Genomic DNA, 22,736 nt, shown 5'->3' with positions numbered 1-22,736 from the left:
AAAAGCCCGGCCTGGCATTGTACGCCTATCGGCGCCGTCCTCTAGGGCTACGCGTGGATTTCGCAGACTTGGCTGCCTTCTCCGCACTGCGCTTTTCATCCCGCTCGGCCTGCTTTTGCGATGCACGCCGTTGGGATGCCGTGGTGCCCTTCAAGGCCAGCGGTTTGGTTGGGGCCGCTTTCTTGATGGGACGCTCGGATGGATCGACCCCTTCAGCTGCCGCCTTCACCGCCTTGTAGCCCACACCCTTGACCAGACGGAACTCGATACGGCGCGCTTCCAGATCAACACGAGCGACCTGGACTTGCACCGCGTCGGTCAGGCGATAACGCAGACCGGTGCGCTCACCACGCAGCTCGTTCGAGGTTTCGTTGTACTGGAAGTAATCCGCACCCAGCTCGGAGACATGGACCAGACCTTCCACATACAAGGTATCCAGCGTCACAAACAGACCGAAGCTGGTCACGCCGCTGATCTTGCCGGAGTATTCCTCCCCCACGTGCTCTTTAACAAACCAGCACTTGAGCCAGGCTTCCACATCTTTGGAAGCCTCATCAGCACGACGCTCGCGCGCTGACAACAAGGCGCCCAATTTTTCCCAACGTGCAAAGTCGCGCTTGCTGGCTGGCAAGGCGGCATCGCCCGGATCTTCGTCGATAGCCGGAATGTAGCGCTCGCCCTTCAAAATACCCTTGATGACACGGTGCACCAGCAAATCCGGGTAACGTCTAATCGGCGAGGTGAAGTGCGCGTATTGCGAATAGGCCAGACCGAAGTGCCCCGTTTTTTCCGGGCTATAAATAGCCTGCTGCATGGACCGCAAACACATGGTCTGAATGACGGCAAAGTCAGAACGGCCACGAGCCGCAGCCACGACTTTGGCGTAATCAGCAGAAGTAGGCTCATCGCCTCCTTCCAGCGTCAAACCTAAACTGCGCAAATACTCACGCAAGGCTTCCAGCTTGGGCGGCGTTGGGCCTTCGTGCACGCGGTATAAACCGTTGCGACGGCTGCGGGCAATAAAGTCGGCAGCACAGGTATTGGCTGCCAACATGCACTCTTCAATCAGCTTGTGCGCGTCGTTACGGACCAAGGGCTCAATACGTTCAATACGACCCAAGGGGTTGCACACAATCTTGGTTTCAACCGTATCGAAGTCAATCGCACCACGTGCAGTACGGCGCTCGGCCAGCAGGCGGTACAAGGAGTACAGGTTCTGCACAGGCTCCAGCACGTGCTGAATCTGGGTGGCCGCCGGGCCAGTGGGCTGCTGCAAGGCGCTCCAGATATCGGAATACGTGGTGCGTGCATGTGAATGAATGACCGCTTCATAAAACTGGTAGGCCGACACGGTGCCGGATTTGGCACCATCGGCCAACACGACCATATCGCATACCATGACCAGACGGTCTACCGACGGATTCAGAGAACAAATCCCGTTGGACAGGCTTTCTGGCAGCATGGGGATCACGCGGCGCGGGAAATACACACTGGTGCCACGCTCCAGAGCGTCTTCATCCAGGGCATCGCCAGAGCGCACGTAATGGCTGACGTCGGCAATCGCAACCAGCAAACGCCATGCCCAGCGCGAGCGCTTGCCCGTGCCGATATCAACGCGTTCGCAGTACACCGCATCGTCAAAATCTCGTGCGTCTTCACCGTCAATAGTGATGAAAGGCACATCGCGCAAATCAACGCGGCCTTTGTATTCCGATGGCTTGACCTTGGCGGGAATGCGCGCAGCCTGCTTGAGCGCCTTCTCGGAAAAATCGACCGGCACTTCAAACTTGCGCACGGCAATTTCAATTTCCATGCCGGGATCGTCAATTTCCCCCAGCACTTCAATCACACGCCCCAAAGGCTGACGATGGCGCTCGGGCTGCTGAGTAATCTCTACCGTCACAACCTGACCGGGCTCGGCCTCGCCCTGGTCTCCGTTGGGAATCAGGATGTCGTGCTTGATGCGTTGATCTTCGGGCACCACGATAAACGTGCCACGCTCGCGCAGGAAACGGCCCACCAGCTTGCTGGTGTGGCGCGCAGTAACTTCGACAATCGAGGCATCTGGCTTGCCGCGGTATTCACCGACGATACGCACCATAACGTGGTCGCCGTGCAACACTTTGGCCATTTCTCGTGGCGACAAGAACAGATCGGGCTGCCCATCGTCGCGCTGCAAGAAACCAAAGCCGTCGCGATGGCCCAACACTTTGCCGGCGATAAAACCAGTTTGGTTATTTTTGCGAATTTTGCCTTCGGGGGAAATCAGCAACTGACCATCGCGCTCCATTGCGCGCACACGCCGCTCGAAACCCACCGTAATTTCTTTGCCCAGGCCCAGCTTTTTCGCCAGAGCCTGCATGGTCAGGCCGTCTGCATCTTCGCGCAGCCCCGCCAGGATCACTTCCCGAGTCGGGGTATCCGGGTCGAAGTCAGGCGGCAACTCATAACGGCCCGTTGATTGAATACGGTCCTCAGTACTGTCTTGATGTTTTTTATTCAAAAGGACACTTCCATTATTAATAAAGTATGCCTATAATCCTTTTTCTTTGCTGCTCACGCAGTAAAGTCGTTCAAGGCTTTTGGCACAGCCATAAGCATACAACGATATGCCCAGGTGGCGGAATTGGTAGACGCGCATGGTTCAGGTCCATGTGCCTTCGGGTGTGGAGGTTCGAGTCCTCTTCTGGGCACCAAATTCCAAAAAAGCCGATCATCGCAAGATGGTCGGCTTTTTGCTTTCCAGCCCAGAAAGTCAGGTGCTTGAGCACCTGACGTGGGGGCGAGAAAGGTCGGGCATGCAAGCCCGACCGGGGTCGCGCCCGTGTGACCGAGTCCTCTTCTGGGCACCAAAATTCCGAAAGGCCGCTCATTTCTCAATGGTCGGCCTTTCTTATTTGGTTGCTCCATGAATTTATTATCCTTCAGCATCAATCCGATTACGTCTGACTGTGGCAGAAAACAAGCAGCAATACGACCCCCTTCTTTTGTACACACAGCCATTTCCACACAAAAAATCACCACCGCATGATCGGCTGATTTCTTTACAGGCCTGTGAATACCCCTTGAAGCAAGCACCTGGGGAGCCAAGGCAACACACTCAAAGCAAAACACCGCCTGCCCTGCTTTGTACAACCATAAAAAACCGACTGTGTTTCTACAGTCGGTTTTCAGTCTCAGGATGCAGTAGGTTTAACCGCCGCAGCCACCGCAACATGCACCATCTTCACCATGCGCAGGTTTGGCGATTTGATAGCCGGCCCGCTCGACCGCAGCATGCAGATCTTCCAGCGAGACCTGGGTTTCATCAAAACGAACCGACGCCTTTGCGTTTTCGAACGAGGCATCTGCCGCTTGTACGCCTTCAATAGCCGCCAAGGCAATAGCCACTTTATCGGCGCATTCAGGGTGTCGCAAACCCGCCAGTTTCAGCATTCCAACTTGCATTTTTTATCCCTTTAACATGAGGTGAGGCAGTTGATGAAATCGCCACCGCCCATAAAGATATATATTAAATACATCTTATAGATACGGCAAGGTGCCAGGACAAGAACGATGCGCCAGCCTGGAGGCAGACACAAAAAAACCGGCTTGCCCGCTGACCACAGGCAAACCGGTCTGAAAACGGTTTTCTGAACAGGCTCCTTTGCTTGTTAGCAGTGCCTGCCCTCCCTTGAACGACCCTGACTTACCTCATACCCAGCTTGCGACTGGCTGCCAGCAAGGCCACGATACTCAACGCCGCGGCCAGAATCAGGTAGTAACTGGGCGCCACCGGAGAGCCGGTCAGTGAAATCAGACCCGTGGCAATCACAGGTGCAAAACCACCAAAGACAGTGACGCCGACGTTGTAGCTCAAGGACATGCCTGTAACACGGGTACGCACCGGAAAAACATCAGCCATCAGTCCGGCCAAGGGGGCGAAGTACACGGCTTTGAGCAAAGCCATCAAACCTACAACCAGAATCAGCGCCGTTTGGGTCGCCTCGCTATTCAACCACATGAAGGACGGGAAGATCGTAATCGCATACAGCACGGCAGCGGTGAGCATGATCTTGATCCGACCAACTTTACCTGCGACATAACCTACCAACGGCGTAGCAATAGTCAGAATCAAGCCTGCTGTTAAGGTTGCCAAGAATCCGGCGGATTGTGGAACATGCAATGTGGTCGCCGCATAGGACGGCATATAAGTAATCAGGTAGTTGGAGGCGGTAGACAAGATCAAGGTGCCTAAAGCAATCAACAGCAAAGCCTTTTGTGAACTCAGTACTTCTCGCACTGGCTGACCGCCCGGCTCACTTTCTTTGAAATCCGGAGACTCATCCACCGTTTTGCGGATCCAGTATCCTACCGGCCCCAGCAACAAGCCGAAGAAAAAAGGAACACGCCACCCCCAATCCAGCATCTGCTGTTCGCTTAAGGTAGAAGTCAACACGTAACCGAACAAAGAAGCCAGCACGACACCAAAGCCCTGACTGGCAAACTGCAGACTGGCCACAAATGCGCGAGAGCGTTCTGGAGCATGCTCCATCATGAATGCGGTAGAACTGCCAAATTCGCCCCCCGCCGAAAAACCCTGAATAAAACGCGCAATCAAAATACCGATAGGCGCAATGAGCCCGAGCGTTTCATAACCAGGCATGACCGCAATCATGAACGTGCCCAATAACATCAAGAGGATGGACAGGGACAAGGCTTTCTTGCGTCCGTGTCTGTCCGCATAGGAGCCAATAACCGCGGCTCCAATGGGCCGAATCAGAAATGAAATCCCGAATGTGGCAAAAGCCAGAACCAAAGAGACAGTAGGGTCTGAGCTCGGAAAAAAAACACGACCAATGGTCAGTGCAAAGTAGGCATATACAGCAAGATCAAACCACTCCAAGGTATTCCCCACCACGGACGCGGCGACCGGCTTCCAGAACGAACGCGGTAAAGGCCCCACCGCTTTTTTGGTCTGCTCCATCTTTTATCTCCTCCTGCCCCCGGTGTTTCCGAAGGCAATGCGCCGTTACTTCTGAACGGCGTCTGTTTTTTTAAGTATTCTTGTTCAATTCGCCCAGTTCCCAGAAAACGCTGGTCATGATGTCCAGTCCCTCTTGGATAATGGGAGTCAGCATGTGCTCATTGGGAGCGTGCTGAGAGCAGCCGGGGTAGGAGTGTGGCACCCAGATCGTGGGCAGACCCAGTACATCGGCAAAAATATCGTTGGGTACAGTTCCTGCCAAATTCGGGATCACGGCAATTTTCTGATCCGTCACTTTGCTGATCGCATCCTTGATCAAGGCGATCCACTTATTGCCCAGATCCAGCCTGGTGGCAGGCATGATCTGGCCCATATGAATACGCACCTGCTCGAAGCCATGCGCATCAAGGTGCTGGCGCAAGGTGCTTTCCAAGTCCTCTGTCTGCGTTCCCAGCACAAAACGCAAATTGCAAAAAGCCTGAGCACGAGGCGGGATAGCATTGATTGGTTTTTGCGGATTCCCGGCATCCAGTGCCAGCACTTCCAAAGTGTTCCAGCCGAACAGACGTTCGCCGTAGCTAAGGCCCGGTTCGCCCCAATGCTCATTTAAGGCCAGCCCCAAGGTATGCTGACCAATCTCCAAATCTGCAATGGCAGCCAGCACGTCCTCCGGTATGGGGCCTGGCGTCAGTTCGCGACACAACAGCTGTCCTTGAGGCCCCACCAGGCAGGCCAGAGCATTGGCCAGCACCACCGCGGGGTTTTCCATCACCCCGCCCCAATTGCCCGAGTGCAGCCCCCCTTCACGCGAAATCACCTCCAGCGAGAACAACGCAGTGCCACGCGAGCCCAAGAACAAGGTCGGCTGATTAGCGTTCAAGCGCGGGCCGTCCGAGGCCAGAAACAGATCAGCCGACAAGCTCTGTGCATGTTGTTCGCAAAACTCGCGCAAACCGATCGAGCCTCGCTCTTCACCCGTCTCAAAGATGGCTTTGAGGTTGAAACCCAAACGCCCATCGCGAGCTTGAATGACCTGTTCCAGCGCGGCCAGATTGATGCTGTGTTGGCCTTTATTGTCCGCCGTCCCACGGCCGTACCAACGCTCCCCTTCGATCTTCAATTCCCAAGGCGCCAAGCCTTCACGCCATTGATGGTCATGTCCGGGCACCACGTCGCCATGCCCATAGGTCAGAATCGTGGGTAGCTCATCGGATTCATGTCGGTGAGCCAGAAGGATGGGGCCTGCCCCTTTGGGATTGGCCAGGATACGGACCTCAAACCCCAGTTTCACCAAGGAAGGGCCCAGCTCCTGATCCAGGTAGAGCTGCAATTGATCCACTTTCTCCGCAGTCTGGCTGTCACTTTGAATCGCCACACGACGGCGCAAGTCCTGCTCGAAACCGCCCTCCTCAAAATAGGCGCGCACCCTGGACAAGGCTTTACTTTTTCCCATTTTTGTCTCGTTGTCTTATTGATAGGAAAGAGGACTATAGAATTCGTTTTACCTTCTGTATATTTCTATCTTTAGAATAGAATGAACTAATTTTTAGAATTCTTAAGTTAAGTCCTAAACTATCGGTACAGACGGGATTAGCTGAGCAAAATCATGGACTACAAGTACTTTCTGGCGGTGATGGAAACAGGATCACTGGCAGCAGCCAGTGCACGACTGCACATTGCCTCCAGCGCAATCAGCCGGCAAATCACCCTGTTGGAGGAATCCATAGGCGTTACGCTGTTCGAACGCAGACGGCGGGGAATGGTACTGACGGCAGCAGGTCAGGCCCTAGCCGAACATGCCCTGCGTGTGCGATTGGAGGAAGAAGCAATCTTGCAAAGCCTGCGGCAGAACGACTATGCCCAGGCACACTTGATACGAGTGGCGGCCACAGAGGGCCTGTCCCGCTATTTTCTACCCATGGTCATGGCTGAGTTTTCCAACCGAACCCCTTTGGCGCGGTTCGTCTTGAAGGTCAGCTCGCCCGATGACTGTGTGGAAATGGTCAGAAGCGGAGAGGTCGATCTCGGGGTCATTTTCAGCACGGCCCCGGTACCCGACATTGAAGTGAACTACTCCTGCCTTTCACCTATTTTTGCCATCATGCAACCTGAGCACCCCCTGAATGCGGCACGCAGTTTATCCTTGACCCAACTGCAGCCCTACCCCATTGTGATGCCCGGAGAGGAGCTAACTCAAAAGCAGTTGTTTAATCATGTCTGCCAGATGGAGAAGCTGGTCTTCAACGAGGTATTTACCTGCAATTATTCGGGAGTACTGCACGAGTTCGTCCGTCGTACCAACGCGATTGCCTTGGGGGCGTCGATCAGCCATCGCAGCAGCATGGACCACGGTCTGAAAATCGTTCCCATACTGGACCCCCGCCTGGACAGGGATCTACAGGTTTTAAGTATGGCAAAGCGGGCACTACCTCAAAGCGTCAACACTTTTCTGCAAGCCTTGATCCGGGAACTGAAGGAAGTTTGAATAACTCGATGACTGAGCTTTCCTTTAGGTTGGCTGTAACAATGCTCTGCAGCTAGTTGCTCACGCCTCTTTTTGTGAACACACAAAACAAAAAGCCGACCATCTTGCGATGATCGGCTTTTTGAGGAATTTTGGTGCCCAGGAGAGGACTCGAACCTCCACACCCGAAGGCACATGGACCTGAACCATGCGCGTCTACCAATTCCGCCACCTGGGCTCTGACTGCTGGATTTGTTTTTCAACTCGTCTCTGCAAGACAGAAGAGAACTATAACATGGTTTTGAAAGAATGCAAACTATTTCTGCTTTTTTTCATGCCTGACAGAAATAAGCGCAGCCCTTGCACTTCATAAGAATCGCTTTTATGCTTATTGCTATATCAAGAGTTGGGACAACCCATGCCAACCTGTGTACCCGCACAAGGTGGATTCAAGATATGGCCATCTGGCAATCAATGGGATCATCAAGAAACGAACCCGCTGCCAGCGGGTTTTTTTTATGCTTGGTCGTTTCCAGGCAAAGGGTCCTTTAATCCAACTTGCTCACCCGGAAGCCCCTTCCAAGAGCTAAACAGGAGTGTTTCATGTCTGCACCGTTTTGCTACCACCTGACTTTAGAGCAGCACCACTACCGCATTGTCCTGCACCCCGGTTGTTCCCGGCTGGGTGTAGTGTGCGAAGTACATGCTGACAAGGTCGGAGATTACGAGCCGCGCTGGCTGGGTTCCAGTTGTCGCGGTGGCTATTGGGCCCGCTTCCAGCACGATATTGACAGCACCTTGTTGCTGAACATGGATGCCATTGCCCGCCTGATTGACGAACACCGTCTGGCTCATCCCGATACGGTGCTGGATACAGATTTACAACCCGTGTTGAACGTGGGCGGACGCTTGCGCGCCCAGCCCTACCCTCAGCAAAAAGCCGCTTAGTCCAAGCGTGGGGCGTCGTCGCCCTGATCGCCTTGACGCCAGTAGCTGCTGGCCCGAATCGCGCCTTTATCCAGGCCGCGATCTTGCACCCAGTACTCACGCAAGCTTTGAGCGATGGAATATTCTGCTGCGACCCACACATAGCCGGTGCCGCTCAACTCGGGTGCGGCACGCAATGCGTCCAGAATGCCATTCAAACCGGCCAGCGAAGGAATCCAGTTCACCGTGACATGGTCCGGTGCCTCCATCGCACCGACTGTCAGCAGATTACGTGCCAATACGTAAACCTGCACCTTCACATTGGAAGGCAGTTCTTTCACTCGTCGCGCCATGGCAGGCACAGCGGTTTCGTCGCCAATCAGAACTTGCCAATCCAGGTCCTTGCTGACCAGGAAGGAGCCACGCGGCCCGGCCACACCCAGCTTGTCGCCCTCTTTAGCTTGCATGGCCCATTGGCATGCCGGGCCTTCACCGTGGACCACAAAATCAATATCCATCTCCTTTTCCTGCTCGCGGAACTCGCGAGGAGTGTAGTCGCGGATAGGTGGCTTTTCCTGACCGGCGGCAAAGACCATGCCACGCTCGCCCATTTGAGGCAGTCGCAATTCTTTAGTGACAGGGTCCGGGAAAATCAGTTTGACGTGGTCATCAAAGCCAGGGGTATAAAAACCTTCCAGATCCGAGCCTTCCAGGGTGATGCGCACCATATCAGGCCCCAGTTCGCGCCGCTTTTTTACGGTCAGCAAACGCAACTTCAAGGTATGAGCAACTTTCTGCGTTAATTGTTCAGACTGCATTCTTAAGACTCCTTGGGCAAGTTCCGTATGTCAGCGATGGCTTTTTCCAAAATGGCCACCACCTCTGCCTGTCGTTCCAGACTGGCTGTCGATTGTTCAAACATGGCCTGCTTCAGGCTGTGGCGTACCTGGACGAACTCCGGCAACCAACCTGTTTGTTCCTGCGCGGCCTTCAAATCCTCGTCGCTATTGTGTTCGGCCAGCATCTGCCGTATCCACACCAGCTTGCGCCCGCGATAGGTCAGGGACTGCATCAGGTAATCGCACTTTTCTTTTTGCTCTTCCAGATACGTGTGCCCTTCCTTGGTCAGGCTGTACATCTTGCGACGGCCTTCTTCTTCAATCAGCACCCAGCCTTGCGTGGCGCAATACGCCAGGGCGGGATAGACCGCACCAGCGCTGGGTACATAGCTGTTCTGGCTAAGCTGCGCGAAACGGCGTATCAACTGATAACCGTGAGTACTGCCCTCTTTGAGCAGGGCCATCAGCATGAGCTGCATGGCCCGAGCAGAGTATTTTCGGCCTTGGCCCATATCCAGCAGCATCCGCTCGACATCCATTGTGTTGAATTTCATGTCCATACTCTTATGCTATATCACATGACACACTATAATGATAATGAGAATGCCAATCAACTAGAAATAGAAATTAAATTTATTGAGTGAAAAATGCTTGCTTTCCCAAGGAAACTCACTCTATAATTGAATGCTTGAGACGGGCAGCAGCCTTGATCAAAAGCCCAGGTGGCGGAATTGGTAGACGCGCATGGTTCAGGTCCATGTGCCTTCGGGTGTGGAGGTTCGAGTCCTCTCCTGGGCACCACAAATTCCTCAAAAAGCCGATCATCGCAAGATGGTCGGCTTTTTGTTTTTTCCGTCTCTGAAAGCAAGCAGCTTGAACCCCTGTTTGAAGACGAGGAAGTCAGATACGTAGATCCAATCAGTGTTGATATGACCGGGGCTCTCTTCCAGCGGTACGACCTTCCGAAAAATCAAACTCCTTTTGGACTGAAGGCAGACGTATTCAAAACACCTCCCTGACTTACCGAAGAACAATCAGCCATAAAAAAAGCCGAAACAGCATGAGCACTGTCTCGGCTTTTTTGATTCTGGCGGTCTTACAGCAAGCTATTTCGTTGTCCCGCCCTCTTTACCATCACTCCAAGGCGCGATGACGACGCTGCCAGAAAGGCTGCGCCGCGTAGCGTTGCTCCATGCCATACAAAGCATGCTGCGAATTCAGGTGGCGCACCAAACCTAACAAATAGTCCTTTTCGTAAGCACGCGCCGGCTCGGGATTGCCTTTTGTCAGAGCTACAGCAGCCTGTGCCGATTGTGATCCGCTCCACAAGGCCGTTGCCAGGCCATTGGCGGCCAGGGGGTCCATGGCCGCGCCTGCATCACCGGCACGCAAGATGCGGCCTTCCACGAAGTAAGACACGGTGCAGCTAGCGGCAGCGCTGACTTTAGGAGTGTGAGCAGCCATCTGATTATCCAAGCCCAGGCTTTCCATACGCACTCGTGCCGCGTCGGCACAGCCCAGCAAACCGGCCCAGACCGAACCATCTCGACTCAAACCATCGGGCAAAAGATCCGAGTCCGAAAACAAGGCCACCATCAGGCGATGACCTGGCATGGGGGACAAGTACCACCACCCCAACTCGACGGCTTCTACCAGGGAAGCAGCCAAGGGTTCTGCCCCTTCAGGCAGGTCAAAGACGTGCCAGGCAGCGACCAGTCTATCCAGACGATGACGCTGGGCGGCCGCTCCGGCGGACAAGGCTGCACGACCAGTACAGTCGATCAAGGCAGCAGCTTCCAGGCTGGTACCGTCTGCCAGCCTGGCAACCACACCTTCAGGCTGGTGCTCCAGGCCCAGAACTCGTGTCTGGCGAATACTGACCTTCGCTTCTTTTTGCACGCGCTCAAACAACGCCTGCTCCAGACGGGCCTTGTCCAGCAGGTAGCCCTGCCCGTCTTCATCCTGCACGGTGCGCAGTCCTACGCTACCCCATACCGAAAAACGCCCTTGTGAACGCAAGGCTACCGTCTCATCCAGACAGCCTGCCCAGCCCAGGCTGGTCAAGACCACGGCCCCGCGTTCGGACAAGGTCTCACCAAACGAGGGCTGGGGCTCCTGAGGAGCCACCAGCGTTACTTCCTGACCTTGCATACTCAGGCGACGCGCCGCCGCTAAGCCCGCCACACCGGCGCCAACAACAATAATCATGCCTTCATCCTCAGGTTCCCGTCTGCTTTGTCAGCGGGACAATGTCCATGGAACCGCGTTGTACTTCCACATACAGCTCGGGCGGAACTCCCGCCAGCCCGACTGGCCCCGGACGTTTTACCACGACTCCCATACGGGTCCAAACTTTTGCTGTGGTAGCGCGGACAAGGCCTGCACAGCCTGTTTAATTGTGGAAAAAACGAATCATGTTTTACAAAATGCGCGGCAGGGAAAACAGCATGACCCAGCCTCCCAGGACCAGATACGGACCAAAGTGAATGGCCTGCCCGGCTTGCAAACGCCCACCAAGGCGCAAGACCAGAGCCGCCAGCAAGCCCAATACGGATGCCGCCAGAAGAATTCCCGGCAAGGCGGTGGCTCCCAGCCACGCTCCCAACGCGGCCAGTAATTTGAAGTCGCCATAGCCCATGCCTGCACGCCCGGTCAGCAACAAGAACACATGGTTTAACAGCCACAGCAGGCTGTAGCCCAATGCCGCGCCAATCACCGCCAAGGGCAAGCTGCTAAAGGTGTGATCCAGATTGACCAGCAAGCCCAGCCACAGCAAGGGCAAGGTGAGACGATCAGGTAGATAGCCGGTTTCCGCGTCAATCCAGGCCAAGAGAGCAGTACCGGCGATAAACACACAGGCCGCCACTGCTGCAGGCGTCAACTGCCAGCGCCAACCGGCCCACAACATCAGGACCAGGGCCAGACTCTGGCATACCCATCCCCATTGACGATGAGCACGCGGCGAACGCCCGTCCAACTCAGGCTCCAGCTCTACAGGCAGGCTCCAGGACAGGTGTCGGGCTGGCCAGAAAAAACAGACCGCCAAGATCAGAGCAACTCCCATCCCCGCCCAGGCATTGCCCCACGACGTCCACATCATATTGATCCTTCACCAGATTGATAAACGCGCGCTGGCACAAGCTACGCTGCCCAAATCCTAGCAGAGCCTTGCGCGCTTTTGATGACGTAAGTATTTTTTGCCCCAGGTAGAGAAAGCCGGACGGTGGCATTTTTTTGTTACCCGAATGACAGACAGAGCCCCACAAGGCTAGGCATAATGCGCTTCAACCCTTTGTTTCGCTTACGGATGAATAAGGAAGCGCTATGAACCACTTTGTGCCCCACGCTGCGCGTACGCCTCGCCTGCGCTTTTTGACCGGCGCCTTGCTCCTGGTCTGGATGGGCTCGGCAGCCAGCACCGCCTGGGCCCAGCAGATCGAGTCCATTACCTTATCCAGTGCCGGTATGGCCGAGATCGAGCGACAAATCCCCGTCTCTGACACCGGTACCGCTCAGTTGCGTGTGCCCCTGACCCAGGTCGATGACATTCTGAAAACCCTGATGGCCGTCGATGGCAAGAACCGCATCGACTCCCTGACCTTGTCGGGTCTGGCCCCACTGAAAGAAAGCTTTGACAGCCTGCCCTTCTCGGCCAAAGACCTGCGCTCGCCCGCCACCCTGGCACAAGCGCTGCGCGGCCAGCAAGTCAGCGCCAGCTCGCAAGGCCGCCTGGTACGGGGTGCCGTCCTGGGGGTGCAAGCTACTGCGGCCACCAAGGAACATCCCGCCCAGGCCATTTTGAGCGTGCTGACAGAACAGGGCCAGATCCAGACCCTGGAATTGGGCCCGGACACCAGCCTGGAAGTACTGGACAAGACCTTGCAACAGCAATTGCAGCAGGCCACCGAAGTGCTGGCCGGTCAAAGCAATCAGCAGTCGCGTGATATTCAACTGGTCTTGAACAAGACCGACGCCAAGACAGCCCGCCTGTCCTACCTGATTCCTGCACCGGTATGGAAAAGCTCCTATCGCCTGATGATGCAGGACGGCAAAGCCCGCCTGCAGGCCTGGGCCATTTTTGAGAACACCAGCGGTGAGGACTGGAAAGATGTGAAGGTCACGCTAAGCTCGGGCTCGCCTGTGATGCTGCGCCAGCGTCTGCTGGAGCGTTACTGGAACGAGCGCCCTGAACTGCCGGTGGCGGTAGGCAGCTCCATCGCGCCACAAGCTGACACCCAGGCTACTGTCAGCGCAAATCACGCCCGCAAAGCAGCAGGTGAGGCCATGCGTGCTCGCATGGCTCCAGCCGCACCCGCTCCCATCATGATGGAAAGCGCCGCCTATGCGGCCGATGGCAACATGGCCAAACAGTGGGCTTCGGGCGGCGCTGGCGCCAGCACCCAGGCACAGGAAGGTCAGACTCAAGTGCGCTTTAGCCTGCCACAAACGCTAAGCGTACCCACCGGCCAGACGGTTTCGGTGCCCTTTATCGACACATCGCTGCAGGCCGAGTCCCTCTCGGTTTACCGCAGCGGCCAAGCTGGCGACTATCCCACAGCCGCCATTTGGGTGAAGAACGAACAGGCCAATAGCCTGCCGCCCGGCATTATTACCGTCTTTAATGAACAGGACGGTCACGTGGGTGATGCAGAGCTGGCCGGTCTGCCTGCTGGCGAGCAGCGTTTGATCTACTTTGCCCAAGACAGCAAAGTTCAAATCCGCGAAGAGCAAACGGATGAATACCGCCTGAGCAAAACCCGTGTGACTGATGGCGTTGCCCGTTCGGAATGGACGCGCTTGCAGAACTTCCGCTACGAGATCAAGGCTCCGGCCGATGAAGATCGCACGGTGCTGATCCAGTTGCCTCGTCAGGATGGCTGGTCCTTCAAGTCCGACGCCCATGATAGCGATACCGCCCAGGAGCACCGCCTGAAAGTGAAAGTTGCCAAGGGCAAGACGGTCACCGTCACGGCCCAGCTGAGCCTGCAAGACCATATGGAATTGCGCCTGGAAGAAATCGACGAGAACATGCTGCTGCAGTGGCGTGGAAACGGCCAGGACAGCGCGCAACAAGCCAGGATGGACAAGCTGATCGAGCTGCGTCGTCAGCTGAGTCAGGCCCAGCAAGCGCAGAATCAGGCCGTTGAGGCCCTGAACGAAACCGTGGCTGAACAGGAACGCATCCGCGCCAACCTGGCTGCCGTCAGTGCACAAAGCACCTTGGGTCAGCGTTTCAGCGAGCAACTGGCCCAGCAGGAAGACCAGATTGCCAGCCAGCGCAAAGCCGTTAAGGAACAGCGCGACGCTGTACAGAAGGCCCGTCAGGCTTTTGAGAAAGGTCTGGCCGAACTGGCTTGATCCTGGCCTTATGCAGGTGCAGGCAGCTCGGCCTGCACCTGCTCCAGAAACGCGCGTATGGCATGGCCCTGCGCGCGTTCTTTCAAGCAATACACAAACTCGCTCAAATGAGCCGAGACATCACTGAGTGGCACACTGATAATGTCCGGATGCGCAGGCACTTCACGCAAGGGCAGCAAACTGGCCCCCATGCCGCACACCACTCCCCACCCTATCGCCTCCCGGCTCCCTATCTCCAGCAACTGCGTCGGCTCCTGCCCCGCCTGCCGGAACACTTGATAGCATAGCTCCCGTGTCATGGACCCGGGCTCACGCATCAGAATGGGATGGCGGCACAGGTCCACAATACGCACACGCTGCCGGTTAGCCAAAGGATGATCCACTCGCAGCACGGCCACCAAGGGATCAGAAGCCAGCAGCAGACGCACCAGACGCGGATCATCAACCAGCGCCGAGGACGCGATCACATCAAGTTGATAGTCATGCAAGGCACTCAAGACCCGTTGCGAATTATCAATGCTCAAACGCATCTTCACGCCGGGATAAGCCTGATGGAAATTCCGTAATACAGCCATGATGTAATACGGCCCGGTCGCGCCCACTCGCAACATGCCACTTTTCAGATCGCGCAGATCACGCAAACTGAAATCGATCTGGGCAGCTTGCTGCATCAGTTGCTCGACTTGGGGCAAGAGGCGTTCCCCTTGCTGGCTTAAGTACACCCCCTTGCCTTGCCTATAGAACAGCTCCACGCCATAGCGGGCTTCCAGCTGTCGCAGATGCGAGGTCACGGTGGGCTGGCTGATCCCCAATTGCTGGGCAGCCTTGGTAATGGAGCCACAATGAGCCGTGGCGTGAAAGGACTTCAGTTCCAGAGCCAGCATGCTGCCGCTCTCCTCGGGGAAGAATCAAAGCCCAAATTATCCAATGCTCGTATTACAGAAATTAGTTGTACTGTCATAGTGCCGCCATATCCGACTCCCATACTGACGTTCATGACATTCATGACAAGTCGGAACCCAGGATGAGCGCCAAGCCCGCATTTTTAACCATACAAGGACTGCACAAGCAGTTCGGCTCCTTTACTGCCCTGGACCAGGTCAGCCTGGATATACAAGCCGGTGAACTGGTGTGTTTGCTGGGCCCCTCGGGCTGTGGCAAAACCACCTTGCTGCGATGCATTGCCGGGCTGCAACAAGCCGATCAAGGCATCATCGTGATGGCGGGCCGTGACATTACTCACCTGCCCCCTCAACAGCGTGATTACGGCATCCTGTTTCAGTCCTACGCCCTGTTCCCCAACCTGACCGTGGCCCAGAATATTGCCTACGGCCTGTCGCCCCGCAAGAACCTGGCCACCCAAGTGCGTCAACGCGTCTCCGAGATGCTGGATCTGGTCGGCCTGTCCGGTTCGGAAAACAAGTACCCGGCACAACTGTCGGGCGGTCAGCAGCAGCGTGTGGCCCTGGCTCGTGCACTGGCCCCCTCACCCTCCTTGCTCTTGCTGGACGAACCCATGTCGGCGCTGGATGCCCAGGTGCGCGAGCGGCTGCGTATCGAGCTGCGTGCGCTGCAAAAGCAACTCTCCATCACCACCTTGATGGTGACGCACGATCAGGAAGAAGCCATGGTCATGGCGGACCGTATCGCCGTGATGGAAAAGGGCCGACTGGTGCAATTTGATCGTCCCCAGGCTTTGTACCGAGCACCTTCTGATCCCTTTGTGGCGGGCTTTATCGGTGAAGCCAACTGGCTGCCCTTTACGCCCTTGCACGATTGCTCGGTGCTGGTCGAGCGCGTTCGTCTGGACTTGGGCCAGGAAGCGCCTACTGCAGCAGGACGTCTTTTCATCCGCCCTGAAAACATTCGGGTACTGGATAACAACAGCCCGGCCACCACGACCAATACCTTTTTGGCCGACATCGTGGACGGCGTGTTTTTGGGCCGTCACTACAAGCTGATTCTGCGCCCCGAAGGCATGGACGGGCTGACTGTCCAGGCCATCGTCAACCCCGAACAAGGGGATCGCTTGCTCGACCCCTTGGCCGCACGTCGCTGCCGCATTCAGCTTCCCAGCGAGGCGCTGCATGCCCACCATTGATTCCACACCACAGCCTGGCGCGGCGTCCCTGCGCTCCACCAGCCTGTATGGCCTGCCCGTTGCTGAAACTAGCGTGAAGAACCATCCCCTGACCCGTCCCGTTTTGCCTGTCTGGATAGGCTCGGCGGCACGACGCGCCTTATTGATTGCCCTGTTTGCCCTGCTGGTCCTGTTCCTGGCCCTGCCCATGCTGTTCATCTTGCTGCGCGCCATTCAAGACGGCGACGGGCAACTGGTGGGTTTGGGTCAGTTCTGGTCGGTGATCAGCGCCCCGGGCTTCATGCCCATGGTGGGCCGCAGCATTCTGGTGGGCGTGACCACCTTGCTGATCGTGATCCCCGTTGCCTACGCGTTCGCCTTTGCCCTGCAACGCTGCTGCATACGCGGTGCCGGGCTATTTCGTGCGCTGGGCCTTTTGCCCTTGCTGGCCCCATCGCTGATGCCAGGCCTGTCCCTGATCTACCTGTTTGGCAATCAAGGTTTGCTGCGTCACTGGTTGGGCGGTGAAACGATTTATGGTTTCTGGGGCATTGTGCTGGGCGAAGCCTTCTACACCTTCCCCCACGCCCTGATGATTCTCAGTACCGGTCTGGCCCTGGCCGATGCTCGTCTGTATGACGCTGCCCGCGCCATGGGTGCCAACTCCTGGCGTCGCTTCCTGACGGTAACCCTGCCCGCCAGCCGCTATGCCGTTTTTTCCGCCGCATGCCTGGTCTTTACTCTGACCGTCACCGACTTTGGTGTGCCCAAAGTGGTGGGCGGTTCCTACAACGTGCTGGCCATGGAAGCCTATAAAGCCGTGGTCGGTCAGTTGCAGTTTTCCAAAGGCGCGGCCATTGGCGTGCTGTTGCTGATTCCCGCTGTGCTGACCTTCTTTCTGGACCGTCATCTGCGTGCTCGTGCCAGCGGTCAGGCTCAAGGCTCGCTCAGTGCCTACTCGCCTCTGCCACACCGTCAGCGCGACCGTTACTTCACTCTCGTTCTGGTACTGGTATCCCTGGCCATTCTGAGCATTGTGGGCATGGCGGTCTGGGCTTCCCTGATCAAGTTCTGGCCTTACAACCTGAGCCTGTCCCTGAAGTCCTACGACTTCAACAATATGGACGGTGGCGGCTGGCTGGCCTGGCGCAACAGCCTGACCATGGCCTTGTTTACCGCCATTCTGGGTTCGGCCCTGATCTTTCTGGGCGCCTGGGTGCTGGAGAAACTGCCTGCCCGTGGTCAGTCCGAAAAAGGCTTGTACGGCGTGCTGCAAATGCTGGCGCTGGCCCCCATGGCCATTCCCGGTCTGGTGCTGGGCCTGGGCTACATCTTCTTTTTCAACCACCCCAACAATCCCTTGTCCGGTCTGTACGGCTCCATGAGCTTGCTGGTCCTATGTACGGTGATTCACCTGTACACCAGTGCCCATCTGAACTTTGTGACGGCCCTGAAAGCCATTCCTGGCGAGCTGGAAGCCGCTGCCGCCTCCCTGAAGGCTCCGCGTTTGTCCACCTTGATGGGTGTCACCGTGCCGCTGTGCCTGCCTGCCTTGCTGTCGGTGGCGCGCTACCTGTTCGTCTCGGCCATGACCACCGTGTCTGCCGTCGTGTTTCTGTACAGCCCGCAAACCGTGCTGGCCTCGGTAGCGGTCATGAATATGGACGACGCCGGCTTTATCGGCCCGGCCGCCGCCATGTGCACGGTCATCATGCTCAGCTCCGGCTTTGTCTGCGTCCTGGTTCATGTTCTGAGCCGCGCTTCCTTGCGCCGCAGCCAGGCCTGGCGCTCTCCTACTTCTCTTTCCTCAACCTGATAGGACCGCAATGTCATCCCCAACTTGCGCGAATACATCGCTTGATATGCCAAGTCACCAGACTCCACGCCTTGAAGCCCTGATTTTTGACTGGGCCGGCACACTGGTGGATTTTGGATCCTTTGCTCCCACCCAGATTCTGGTTGAAGCCTTCAAGTGCTTTGATCTGAATTTGAACCTGGACCAGGCCCGCAGCGCGATGGGCATCGGTAAATGGGATCACATCAAGGCCATGCTGGAGTTGCCTGAAGTGCGCGCCCAGTTTGTGGCCCTGCATGAGCGCGAACCCGATGACAGCGATGTAGACCGTATCTACAACACCTTCCTGCCCATGCAGAACGAACGCGTGGGCGAGTTCTCCGCCGCCATTCCCGGTGCCCGCGAAACCTTGTCCTGGGCACGCCGCCAAGGTCTGAAAATCGGCTCCTGCTCCGGCTACCCGCGTCTGGTTCTGGACAACCTGCTGCAACACGCCCACCGCCAACAAGTACTGGTGGACTACCACGTCGCCTTTGACGAAGTCCCGCAAGCACGCCCCTGGCCTGCCATGGCCCTGGAAAACGTCATTCGTCTGGAAATCAAGAATGTCGGTGCCTGCGTGAAGATTGACGACACCCCAGTCGGCATTGAAGAAGGCCGCAATGCCGGTATGTGGACGGTAGGTTTGCTGCTGTCAGGCAATGCCGCCGGACTGACCGAACTGGAATTTCTGGCTCTGGACGAAGAAAGCCGCCAAACCCTGCGTGATCGCGCCGCGGCCACCTTCGCCAATGCCCAACCGCATTACCTGATCGACACCGTTGCCCAACTGCCTGCCGTGGTTGAACAAATCACCGAGCGGATGGCCCAGGGCGAATGCCCTGGCGACTCTCTCTAACCCCACCCCCCTTTTGCTGTCACAAGGACACTTCTCCATGAAAACCATTGTTCTGAGCTCCTTGGCTGCCGCTTTGATGGGCGCCGCTTCCCTGGCTCAAGCCGCTACGACCCTGACCGTCTACACCGCGCTGGAAGCCGATCAGCTCAAGGCTTACCAGGCTGCTTTCGAGAAAAAGAACCCCGATATCAAGATCCAGTGGGTGCGTGACTCCACTGGCATCATTACCGCCAAACTGCTGGCTGAAAAGAACAACCCCAAGGCTGACGCTGTCTGGGGTCTGGCCGGCTCCTCGCTGGGCTTGATGGCCAGCCAGAACATGCTGCAGCCTTACGCCCCGCAGGGTCTGGACAAGATCGACGCCAAAATGCGCGATCAAAACAACCCACCCAGCTGGGTTGGCATGGACGGTTTTGCCGCCGCCCTGTGCGTGAACACCGTTGAGCTGGAAAAGAACAAGCTGCCCATGCCCACATCCTGGGAAGATCTGACCAAGCCCGAGTACGCTGGCAAGATCGTCATGCCCAACCCCGCTTCTTCGGGCACCGGCTTTCTGGACGTGAGCGCCTGGCTGCAACTGTTTGGTGAAGAAAAAGGCTGGGCCTTCATGGACGGCCTGCACAAGAACATCGGCGCCTACACCCACTCCGGCTCCAAGCCTTGCAATATGGCTGCCGCTGGCGAATACACGATTGGCGTGTCCTTTGACTACCGTGGCGCTCGCCTGAAAGAAGAAGGCGCTCCGCTGGAACTGGTGTTCCCCAAAGAAGGCCTGGGCTGGGAAATTGAAGCCGCTGCCATCATGAAAGGCACCAAGAACCTGGAAGCCGCGCAGAAACTGGCTGACTTTTCCGCCAGCGAAGAAGCCAACCACTTGTACAAGACCAACTTTGCCGTGCTGGCCATCCCTTCTATCGCCACGGCCAATCCGCACCTGCCAGCAGACCTGAACCAGCGTCTGATTGACAACAACTTCGTCTGGGCCGCTGAAAACCGCGAGCGCATCATCGAAGAGTGGACCAAACGTTACGACGGTAAATCGGAAGCCAAGAAGTAATGAGCACACAACACTACGATGTCATCGTGGTGGGGGGCGGCATCCTGGGCATGGCACATGCCTGGGCGGCTGCCCGCCGCAAGCTTAGCGTGGCTGTGCTCGAGCGCAGCCACCAAGCCCAAGGCGCCACCATACGTAATTTTGGTCAGGTACTGGTGACCGGTCAGGCGCCGGGCATCATGATGGAACTGGCACGCCAAAGCCGAGGTCTGTGGCTGGATCTGGCGGCACAAGCGGGCTTTCATGTGCGCAGCAATGGCTCGCTGGTCCTGGCACGCAATCACCTGGAACTGGAACTGCTGGAAGACTTTGCCCAAGGCCGTGCCAAGGACGAAGGCGTGGCCTGCCAGATGCTCAGCGGCAAGGAACTGGCGACACTCTTTGAAGGCCGTCTGGGGCATCACCACGGCGCGCTGCAAGGTCTGGATGATTTGCAGATCTACTCGCGCGACGCCCTGCCCGCCATTACCAGCAGCCTGCAAGCCATGGGCGTGGATGTGTATACCCAAGCGCATGTGCACTATGCCCAAGAGGGGCAGGTACACAGCAGCGTGGGCAACTTCACCGCCAACAGCATTTTTGTGTGCCCCGGTCACGACTACAGCAGTCTGCATCGCGAACTGCTCGATACCGTCAAACCGTCGGTGACACGTCTGCAAATGCTGAAAGTGCGTGCACAGGACGCAGGCTGGGCATTGGACCGACCTTTGCTGACAGGTTTGTCCTGCCTGCACTATGGTGCCTTTAGCGATCTGCCTTTGGCAGACACACTGCGCGAGCAAGTACAGCAACGTCATGGCGTCCTGCTGGATCAAGGCATTCATTTGCTGATTAGCCCCACCCCGGACGGGGATCTGATTATTGGTGACTCGCACGACTACGGCCAGCAAGCCAGCCCCTTCAACCAGGAAGAAACAGACCAGTACTTGCTGGCTCTGGCAGAAACCGTGCTGGGTTGCCCGGTGCAGGTGCTGCAACGCTGGCAAGGGGTATACGGTGCAAAGGGCCCGGCTCCATTTTCTGTCTTGCAGGCCGATGGCAGTACGCAAGTGACGGTCATGCACACGGGCTTGGGGATGACCACGGGTCTGGCCATTGGTGAACGCAATATCGCCGCTCGCTACGATTGATTGCTGGACATGGGTGCGTAGGCAAGCAGATCAGCCTTGACCTAGGCAGCAAGAGTGCAAAAAACGCGCAGCCCAGGCTGCGCGTTTTTCTTTTCCTGAGGCGTAGGTCTGGATGCCAGAATCCAGGGCTTCAAACCAGGGGAAATCACGGCATTTTCTTAATGGGAATTTCCCATGAGAAACCCAATAGAGTGGAATAAAATACGCCACACGATAGGCCAGAGCGAGCGCTCTTGAGCTGTAGCCATCCATACACCCGGACCGCCAAGTACCTCGTCGCGATTGGCGACGAAGCCCTGGTCTTCCCCCTGACAGGAAAGGATCAATGAAAGACAGCGAAAGCGGCTTGCGTTTTATAGACTGCAATGAAGAGCAGCATGCAGCCGCTATTTTGGCGATCCTGAACGACGCCATCGTGAACTCCACCGCGCTATACGACTATGTGCCACGCCCGCCCGAAGCCATGGTGAGCTGGTTTGCCACCAAACGCGCCAACGGCTTTCCCGTGGTCGGCGTCATTGACGATGCAGGAACCTTGATGGGCTTTGCCAGTTGGGGCACCTTCCGCGCCTTTCCCGCCTACAAATACACCATGGAACACAGTGTCTATGTGCACCCGGAGCACCGCGGCAAAGGGCTGGGCAAGATTCTGATGCAAGAGCTGATCACGCGTGCCCGTCTGGCCAATGTGCATACCCTGGTAGGCTGTATTGATGCCAGCAATGCGGGCAGTATCCATCTGCATCAAAGCCTGGGCTTCACCCATGCGGGCACCTTCAAGGAAGTGGGGTTCAAATTTGGCCGCTGGCTGAATGTCGCCTTTTACTTGCTGACGCTGGATACGCCTGCCGAGCCAGTCGACGGCTGAAGCCCCCCTCCACGCTACGCCTTGGGGCGGCCCGGCGACAAAAAAAACCATCGCAGGCAGCACGCCGCGATGGTTTTTCATCAAACCGTTTGCTCCTGACTCAGGCGCTGGCTTTCGGCTTTTCGTAGCACACGGCAAAGGCGATCAGGCCCAGCACGATGCTGAAAATGCCCACACCGACTGCCACCCCAGCCACCAGACCCAAACCTACGGCAACAAACACGCCGGGAAAGGCGTAGTTTCGCAACCAGGAAGGTTTCTTGGGAACAAGAAATAGCCCTAAAAACAAGAACCAGGGCATCACAATCGTCCAGAACAGACTGTCCATTAGCACGTCACGCATCATTATTCCAT

At 56.7% G+C, this 22,736-nt stretch carries 19 protein-coding genes, 3 tRNA genes and 1 riboswitch; of the genes, 11 read left to right on the top strand and 11 right to left on the bottom strand.

Going from position 1 to position 22,736, the window contains the following annotated elements; translation table 11 throughout:
- Positions 1-25: 25 nt before the first annotated feature.
- Positions 26-2,503, bottom strand: coding sequence for a ribonuclease R (rnr, locus tag N879_RS00530; RefSeq protein ID WP_009458934.1), 2,478 nt, complete (start codon positions 2,501-2,503; stop codon positions 26-28).
- 108 nt (positions 2,504-2,611) lie between these two features.
- On the opposite strand from rnr, the gene N879_RS00525 reads away from it, so the two are divergent.
- A tRNA-Leu gene (locus N879_RS00525) sits at positions 2,612-2,696 on the top strand.
- 496 nt (positions 2,697-3,192) lie between these two features.
- Here the strand turns inward: N879_RS00525 and N879_RS00520 are convergent.
- The 3 genes from N879_RS00520 to N879_RS00510 form a co-directional block, all read right to left on the bottom strand.
- Positions 3,193-3,447, bottom strand: coding sequence for a heavy-metal-associated domain-containing protein (locus tag N879_RS00520; protein ID WP_031231948.1), 255 nt, complete (start codon positions 3,445-3,447; stop codon positions 3,193-3,195).
- A gap of 241 nt (positions 3,448-3,688) precedes the next feature.
- Entirely contained in the window at positions 3,689-4,966 is a 1,278-nt protein-coding gene (locus tag N879_RS00515) for an MFS transporter (protein ID WP_009458929.1), read from the bottom strand.
- A 70-nt stretch (positions 4,967-5,036) separates the two neighbouring features.
- Entirely contained in the window at positions 5,037-6,419 is a 1,383-nt protein-coding gene (locus N879_RS00510) for a M20 family metallopeptidase (RefSeq protein ID WP_021446493.1), read from the bottom strand.
- A 153-nt stretch (positions 6,420-6,572) separates the two neighbouring features.
- Between N879_RS00510 and N879_RS00505 the strand changes: the two genes are divergently transcribed.
- Positions 6,573-7,451, top strand: coding sequence for a LysR family transcriptional regulator (locus tag N879_RS00505; RefSeq protein WP_009458923.1), 879 nt, complete (start codon positions 6,573-6,575; stop codon positions 7,449-7,451).
- A gap of 132 nt (positions 7,452-7,583) precedes the next feature.
- Here the strand turns inward: N879_RS00505 and N879_RS00500 are convergent.
- Positions 7,584-7,668: transfer RNA gene (locus tag N879_RS00500), tRNA-Leu, on the bottom strand.
- A gap of 153 nt (positions 7,669-7,821) precedes the next feature.
- Positions 7,822-7,915, top strand: a riboswitch (SAM-I-IV-variant riboswitch).
- A gap of 118 nt (positions 7,916-8,033) precedes the next feature.
- On the opposite strand from N879_RS00500, the gene N879_RS00495 reads away from it, so the two are divergent.
- Complete coding sequence (locus tag N879_RS00495; protein WP_009458921.1) at positions 8,034-8,378, top strand: hypothetical protein; 345 nt, start codon at positions 8,034-8,036, stop codon at positions 8,376-8,378.
- Here the strand turns inward: N879_RS00495 and N879_RS00490 are convergent.
- Positions 8,375-9,175 (bottom strand): siderophore-interacting protein, encoded by an 801-nt coding sequence (locus N879_RS00490; protein ID WP_009458920.1) that lies wholly within the window; start codon positions 9,173-9,175, stop codon positions 8,375-8,377. The genes N879_RS00495 and N879_RS00490 overlap by 4 nt on opposite strands.
- Positions 9,176-9,177: 2 nt before the next feature.
- Positions 9,178-9,750 carry a PadR family transcriptional regulator gene (locus tag N879_RS00485; protein ID WP_022983141.1) on the bottom strand — a complete coding sequence of 191 codons (573 nt, stop codon included), beginning with the start codon at positions 9,748-9,750 and terminating at the stop codon, positions 9,178-9,180.
- A 162-nt stretch (positions 9,751-9,912) separates the two neighbouring features.
- Between N879_RS00485 and N879_RS00480 the strand changes: the two genes are divergently transcribed.
- Positions 9,913-9,997 (top strand) — tRNA-Leu (locus tag N879_RS00480).
- A gap of 333 nt (positions 9,998-10,330) precedes the next feature.
- Here N879_RS00480 and N879_RS00475 read toward each other — a convergent pair.
- A complete protein-coding gene (locus tag N879_RS00475) occupies positions 10,331-11,404 on the bottom strand; it encodes an NAD(P)/FAD-dependent oxidoreductase (protein ID WP_009458913.1) in 1,074 nt (357 codons plus the stop codon).
- Between the two features lie 211 nt (positions 11,405-11,615).
- Complete coding sequence (locus N879_RS00470; protein ID WP_321387000.1) at positions 11,616-12,296, bottom strand: prepilin peptidase; 681 nt, start codon at positions 12,294-12,296, stop codon at positions 11,616-11,618.
- A gap of 224 nt (positions 12,297-12,520) precedes the next feature.
- On the opposite strand from N879_RS00470, the gene N879_RS00465 reads away from it, so the two are divergent.
- Complete coding sequence (locus tag N879_RS00465; protein WP_009458909.1) at positions 12,521-14,554, top strand: DUF4139 domain-containing protein; 2,034 nt, start codon at positions 12,521-12,523, stop codon at positions 14,552-14,554.
- 8 nt (positions 14,555-14,562) lie between these two features.
- Here N879_RS00465 and N879_RS00460 read toward each other — a convergent pair whose 3' ends face one another.
- Complete coding sequence (locus N879_RS00460) at positions 14,563-15,438, bottom strand: LysR substrate-binding domain-containing protein (protein WP_009458907.1); 876 nt, start codon at positions 15,436-15,438, stop codon at positions 14,563-14,565.
- A 140-nt stretch (positions 15,439-15,578) separates the two neighbouring features.
- On the opposite strand from N879_RS00460, the gene N879_RS00455 reads away from it, so the two are divergent.
- From N879_RS00455 to N879_RS00430, 6 genes are all read left to right on the top strand, one after another.
- Positions 15,579-16,655, top strand: a complete 1,077-nt coding sequence (locus tag N879_RS00455) for a putative 2-aminoethylphosphonate ABC transporter ATP-binding protein (protein ID WP_009458905.1) — start codon at positions 15,579-15,581, stop codon at positions 16,653-16,655.
- Entirely contained in the window at positions 16,642-18,450 is a 1,809-nt protein-coding gene (locus N879_RS00450) for a putative 2-aminoethylphosphonate ABC transporter permease subunit (protein WP_021446491.1), read from the top strand. The genes N879_RS00455 and N879_RS00450 overlap by 14 nt, the downstream gene beginning before the upstream one ends.
- Positions 18,451-18,496: 46 nt before the next feature.
- Positions 18,497-19,327, top strand: coding sequence for a phosphonoacetaldehyde hydrolase (gene phnX, locus N879_RS00445; protein WP_009458900.1), 831 nt, complete (start codon positions 18,497-18,499; stop codon positions 19,325-19,327).
- A gap of 37 nt (positions 19,328-19,364) precedes the next feature.
- On the top strand, positions 19,365-20,384 hold the full coding sequence (locus tag N879_RS00440; RefSeq protein ID WP_009458898.1) for a putative 2-aminoethylphosphonate ABC transporter substrate-binding protein: 1,020 nt from the start codon (positions 19,365-19,367) through the stop codon (positions 20,382-20,384).
- On the top strand, positions 20,384-21,514 hold the full coding sequence (locus N879_RS00435) for a TIGR03364 family FAD-dependent oxidoreductase (RefSeq protein ID WP_021446490.1): 1,131 nt from the start codon (positions 20,384-20,386) through the stop codon (positions 21,512-21,514). Before N879_RS00440 ends, N879_RS00435 begins: the two co-directional genes overlap by 1 nt.
- A 325-nt stretch (positions 21,515-21,839) precedes the next feature.
- Positions 21,840-22,382: a GNAT family N-acetyltransferase gene (locus N879_RS00430; protein ID WP_021446489.1), complete on the top strand. Its 543-nt coding sequence runs from the start codon at positions 21,840-21,842 to the stop codon at positions 22,380-22,382.
- A gap of 100 nt (positions 22,383-22,482) precedes the next feature.
- Here the strand turns inward: N879_RS00430 and N879_RS00425 are convergent, their stop codons facing one another.
- Positions 22,483-22,725 (bottom strand): hypothetical protein, encoded by a 243-nt coding sequence (locus tag N879_RS00425; RefSeq protein WP_021446488.1) that lies wholly within the window; start codon positions 22,723-22,725, stop codon positions 22,483-22,485.
- Positions 22,726-22,736 lie beyond the last annotated feature (11 nt).

The organism is Alcaligenes sp. EGD-AK7, assembly GCF_000465875.3.
Classification (GTDB): Bacteria; Pseudomonadota; Gammaproteobacteria; order Burkholderiales; family Burkholderiaceae_B; genus Alcaligenes; species Alcaligenes phenolicus.
This window is presented reverse-complemented; position numbering and strand designations above follow the sequence as displayed.

Coding starts and splice junctions, on each gene's coding strand:
- N879_RS00520 (WP_031231948.1), bottom strand. CDS start 3,447: ATGCAAGTTGGAATGCTGAAACTGGCGGGTTTGCGACACCCTGAATGC.
- N879_RS00515 (WP_009458929.1), bottom strand. CDS start 4,966: ATGGAGCAGACCAAAAAAGCGGTGGGGCCTTTACCGCGTTCGTTCTGG.
- N879_RS00510 (WP_021446493.1), bottom strand. CDS start 6,419: ATGGGAAAAAGTAAAGCCTTGTCCAGGGTGCGCGCCTATTTTGAGGAG.
- N879_RS00505 (WP_009458923.1), top strand. CDS start 6,573: ATGGACTACAAGTACTTTCTGGCGGTGATGGAAACAGGATCACTGGCA.
- N879_RS00495 (WP_009458921.1), top strand. CDS start 8,034: ATGTCTGCACCGTTTTGCTACCACCTGACTTTAGAGCAGCACCACTAC.
- N879_RS00490 (WP_009458920.1), bottom strand. CDS start 9,175: ATGCAGTCTGAACAATTAACGCAGAAAGTTGCTCATACCTTGAAGTTG.
- N879_RS00485 (WP_022983141.1), bottom strand. CDS start 9,750: ATGAAATTCAACACAATGGATGTCGAGCGGATGCTGCTGGATATGGGC.
- N879_RS00475 (WP_009458913.1), bottom strand. CDS start 11,404: ATGATTATTGTTGTTGGCGCCGGTGTGGCGGGCTTAGCGGCGGCGCGT.
- N879_RS00470 (WP_321387000.1), bottom strand. CDS start 12,296: ATGATGTGGACGTCGTGGGGCAATGCCTGGGCGGGGATGGGAGTTGCT.
- N879_RS00465 (WP_009458909.1), top strand. CDS start 12,521: ATGAACCACTTTGTGCCCCACGCTGCGCGTACGCCTCGCCTGCGCTTT.
- N879_RS00460 (WP_009458907.1), bottom strand. CDS start 15,438: ATGCTGGCTCTGGAACTGAAGTCCTTTCACGCCACGGCTCATTGTGGC.
- N879_RS00455 (WP_009458905.1), top strand. CDS start 15,579: ATGAGCGCCAAGCCCGCATTTTTAACCATACAAGGACTGCACAAGCAG.
- N879_RS00450 (WP_021446491.1), top strand. CDS start 16,642: ATGCCCACCATTGATTCCACACCACAGCCTGGCGCGGCGTCCCTGCGC.
- phnX (WP_009458900.1), top strand. CDS start 18,497: ATGCCAAGTCACCAGACTCCACGCCTTGAAGCCCTGATTTTTGACTGG.
- N879_RS00440 (WP_009458898.1), top strand. CDS start 19,365: ATGAAAACCATTGTTCTGAGCTCCTTGGCTGCCGCTTTGATGGGCGCC.
- N879_RS00435 (WP_021446490.1), top strand. CDS start 20,384: ATGAGCACACAACACTACGATGTCATCGTGGTGGGGGGCGGCATCCTG.
- N879_RS00430 (WP_021446489.1), top strand. CDS start 21,840: ATGAAAGACAGCGAAAGCGGCTTGCGTTTTATAGACTGCAATGAAGAG.
- N879_RS00425 (WP_021446488.1), bottom strand. CDS start 22,725: ATGCGTGACGTGCTAATGGACAGTCTGTTCTGGACGATTGTGATGCCC.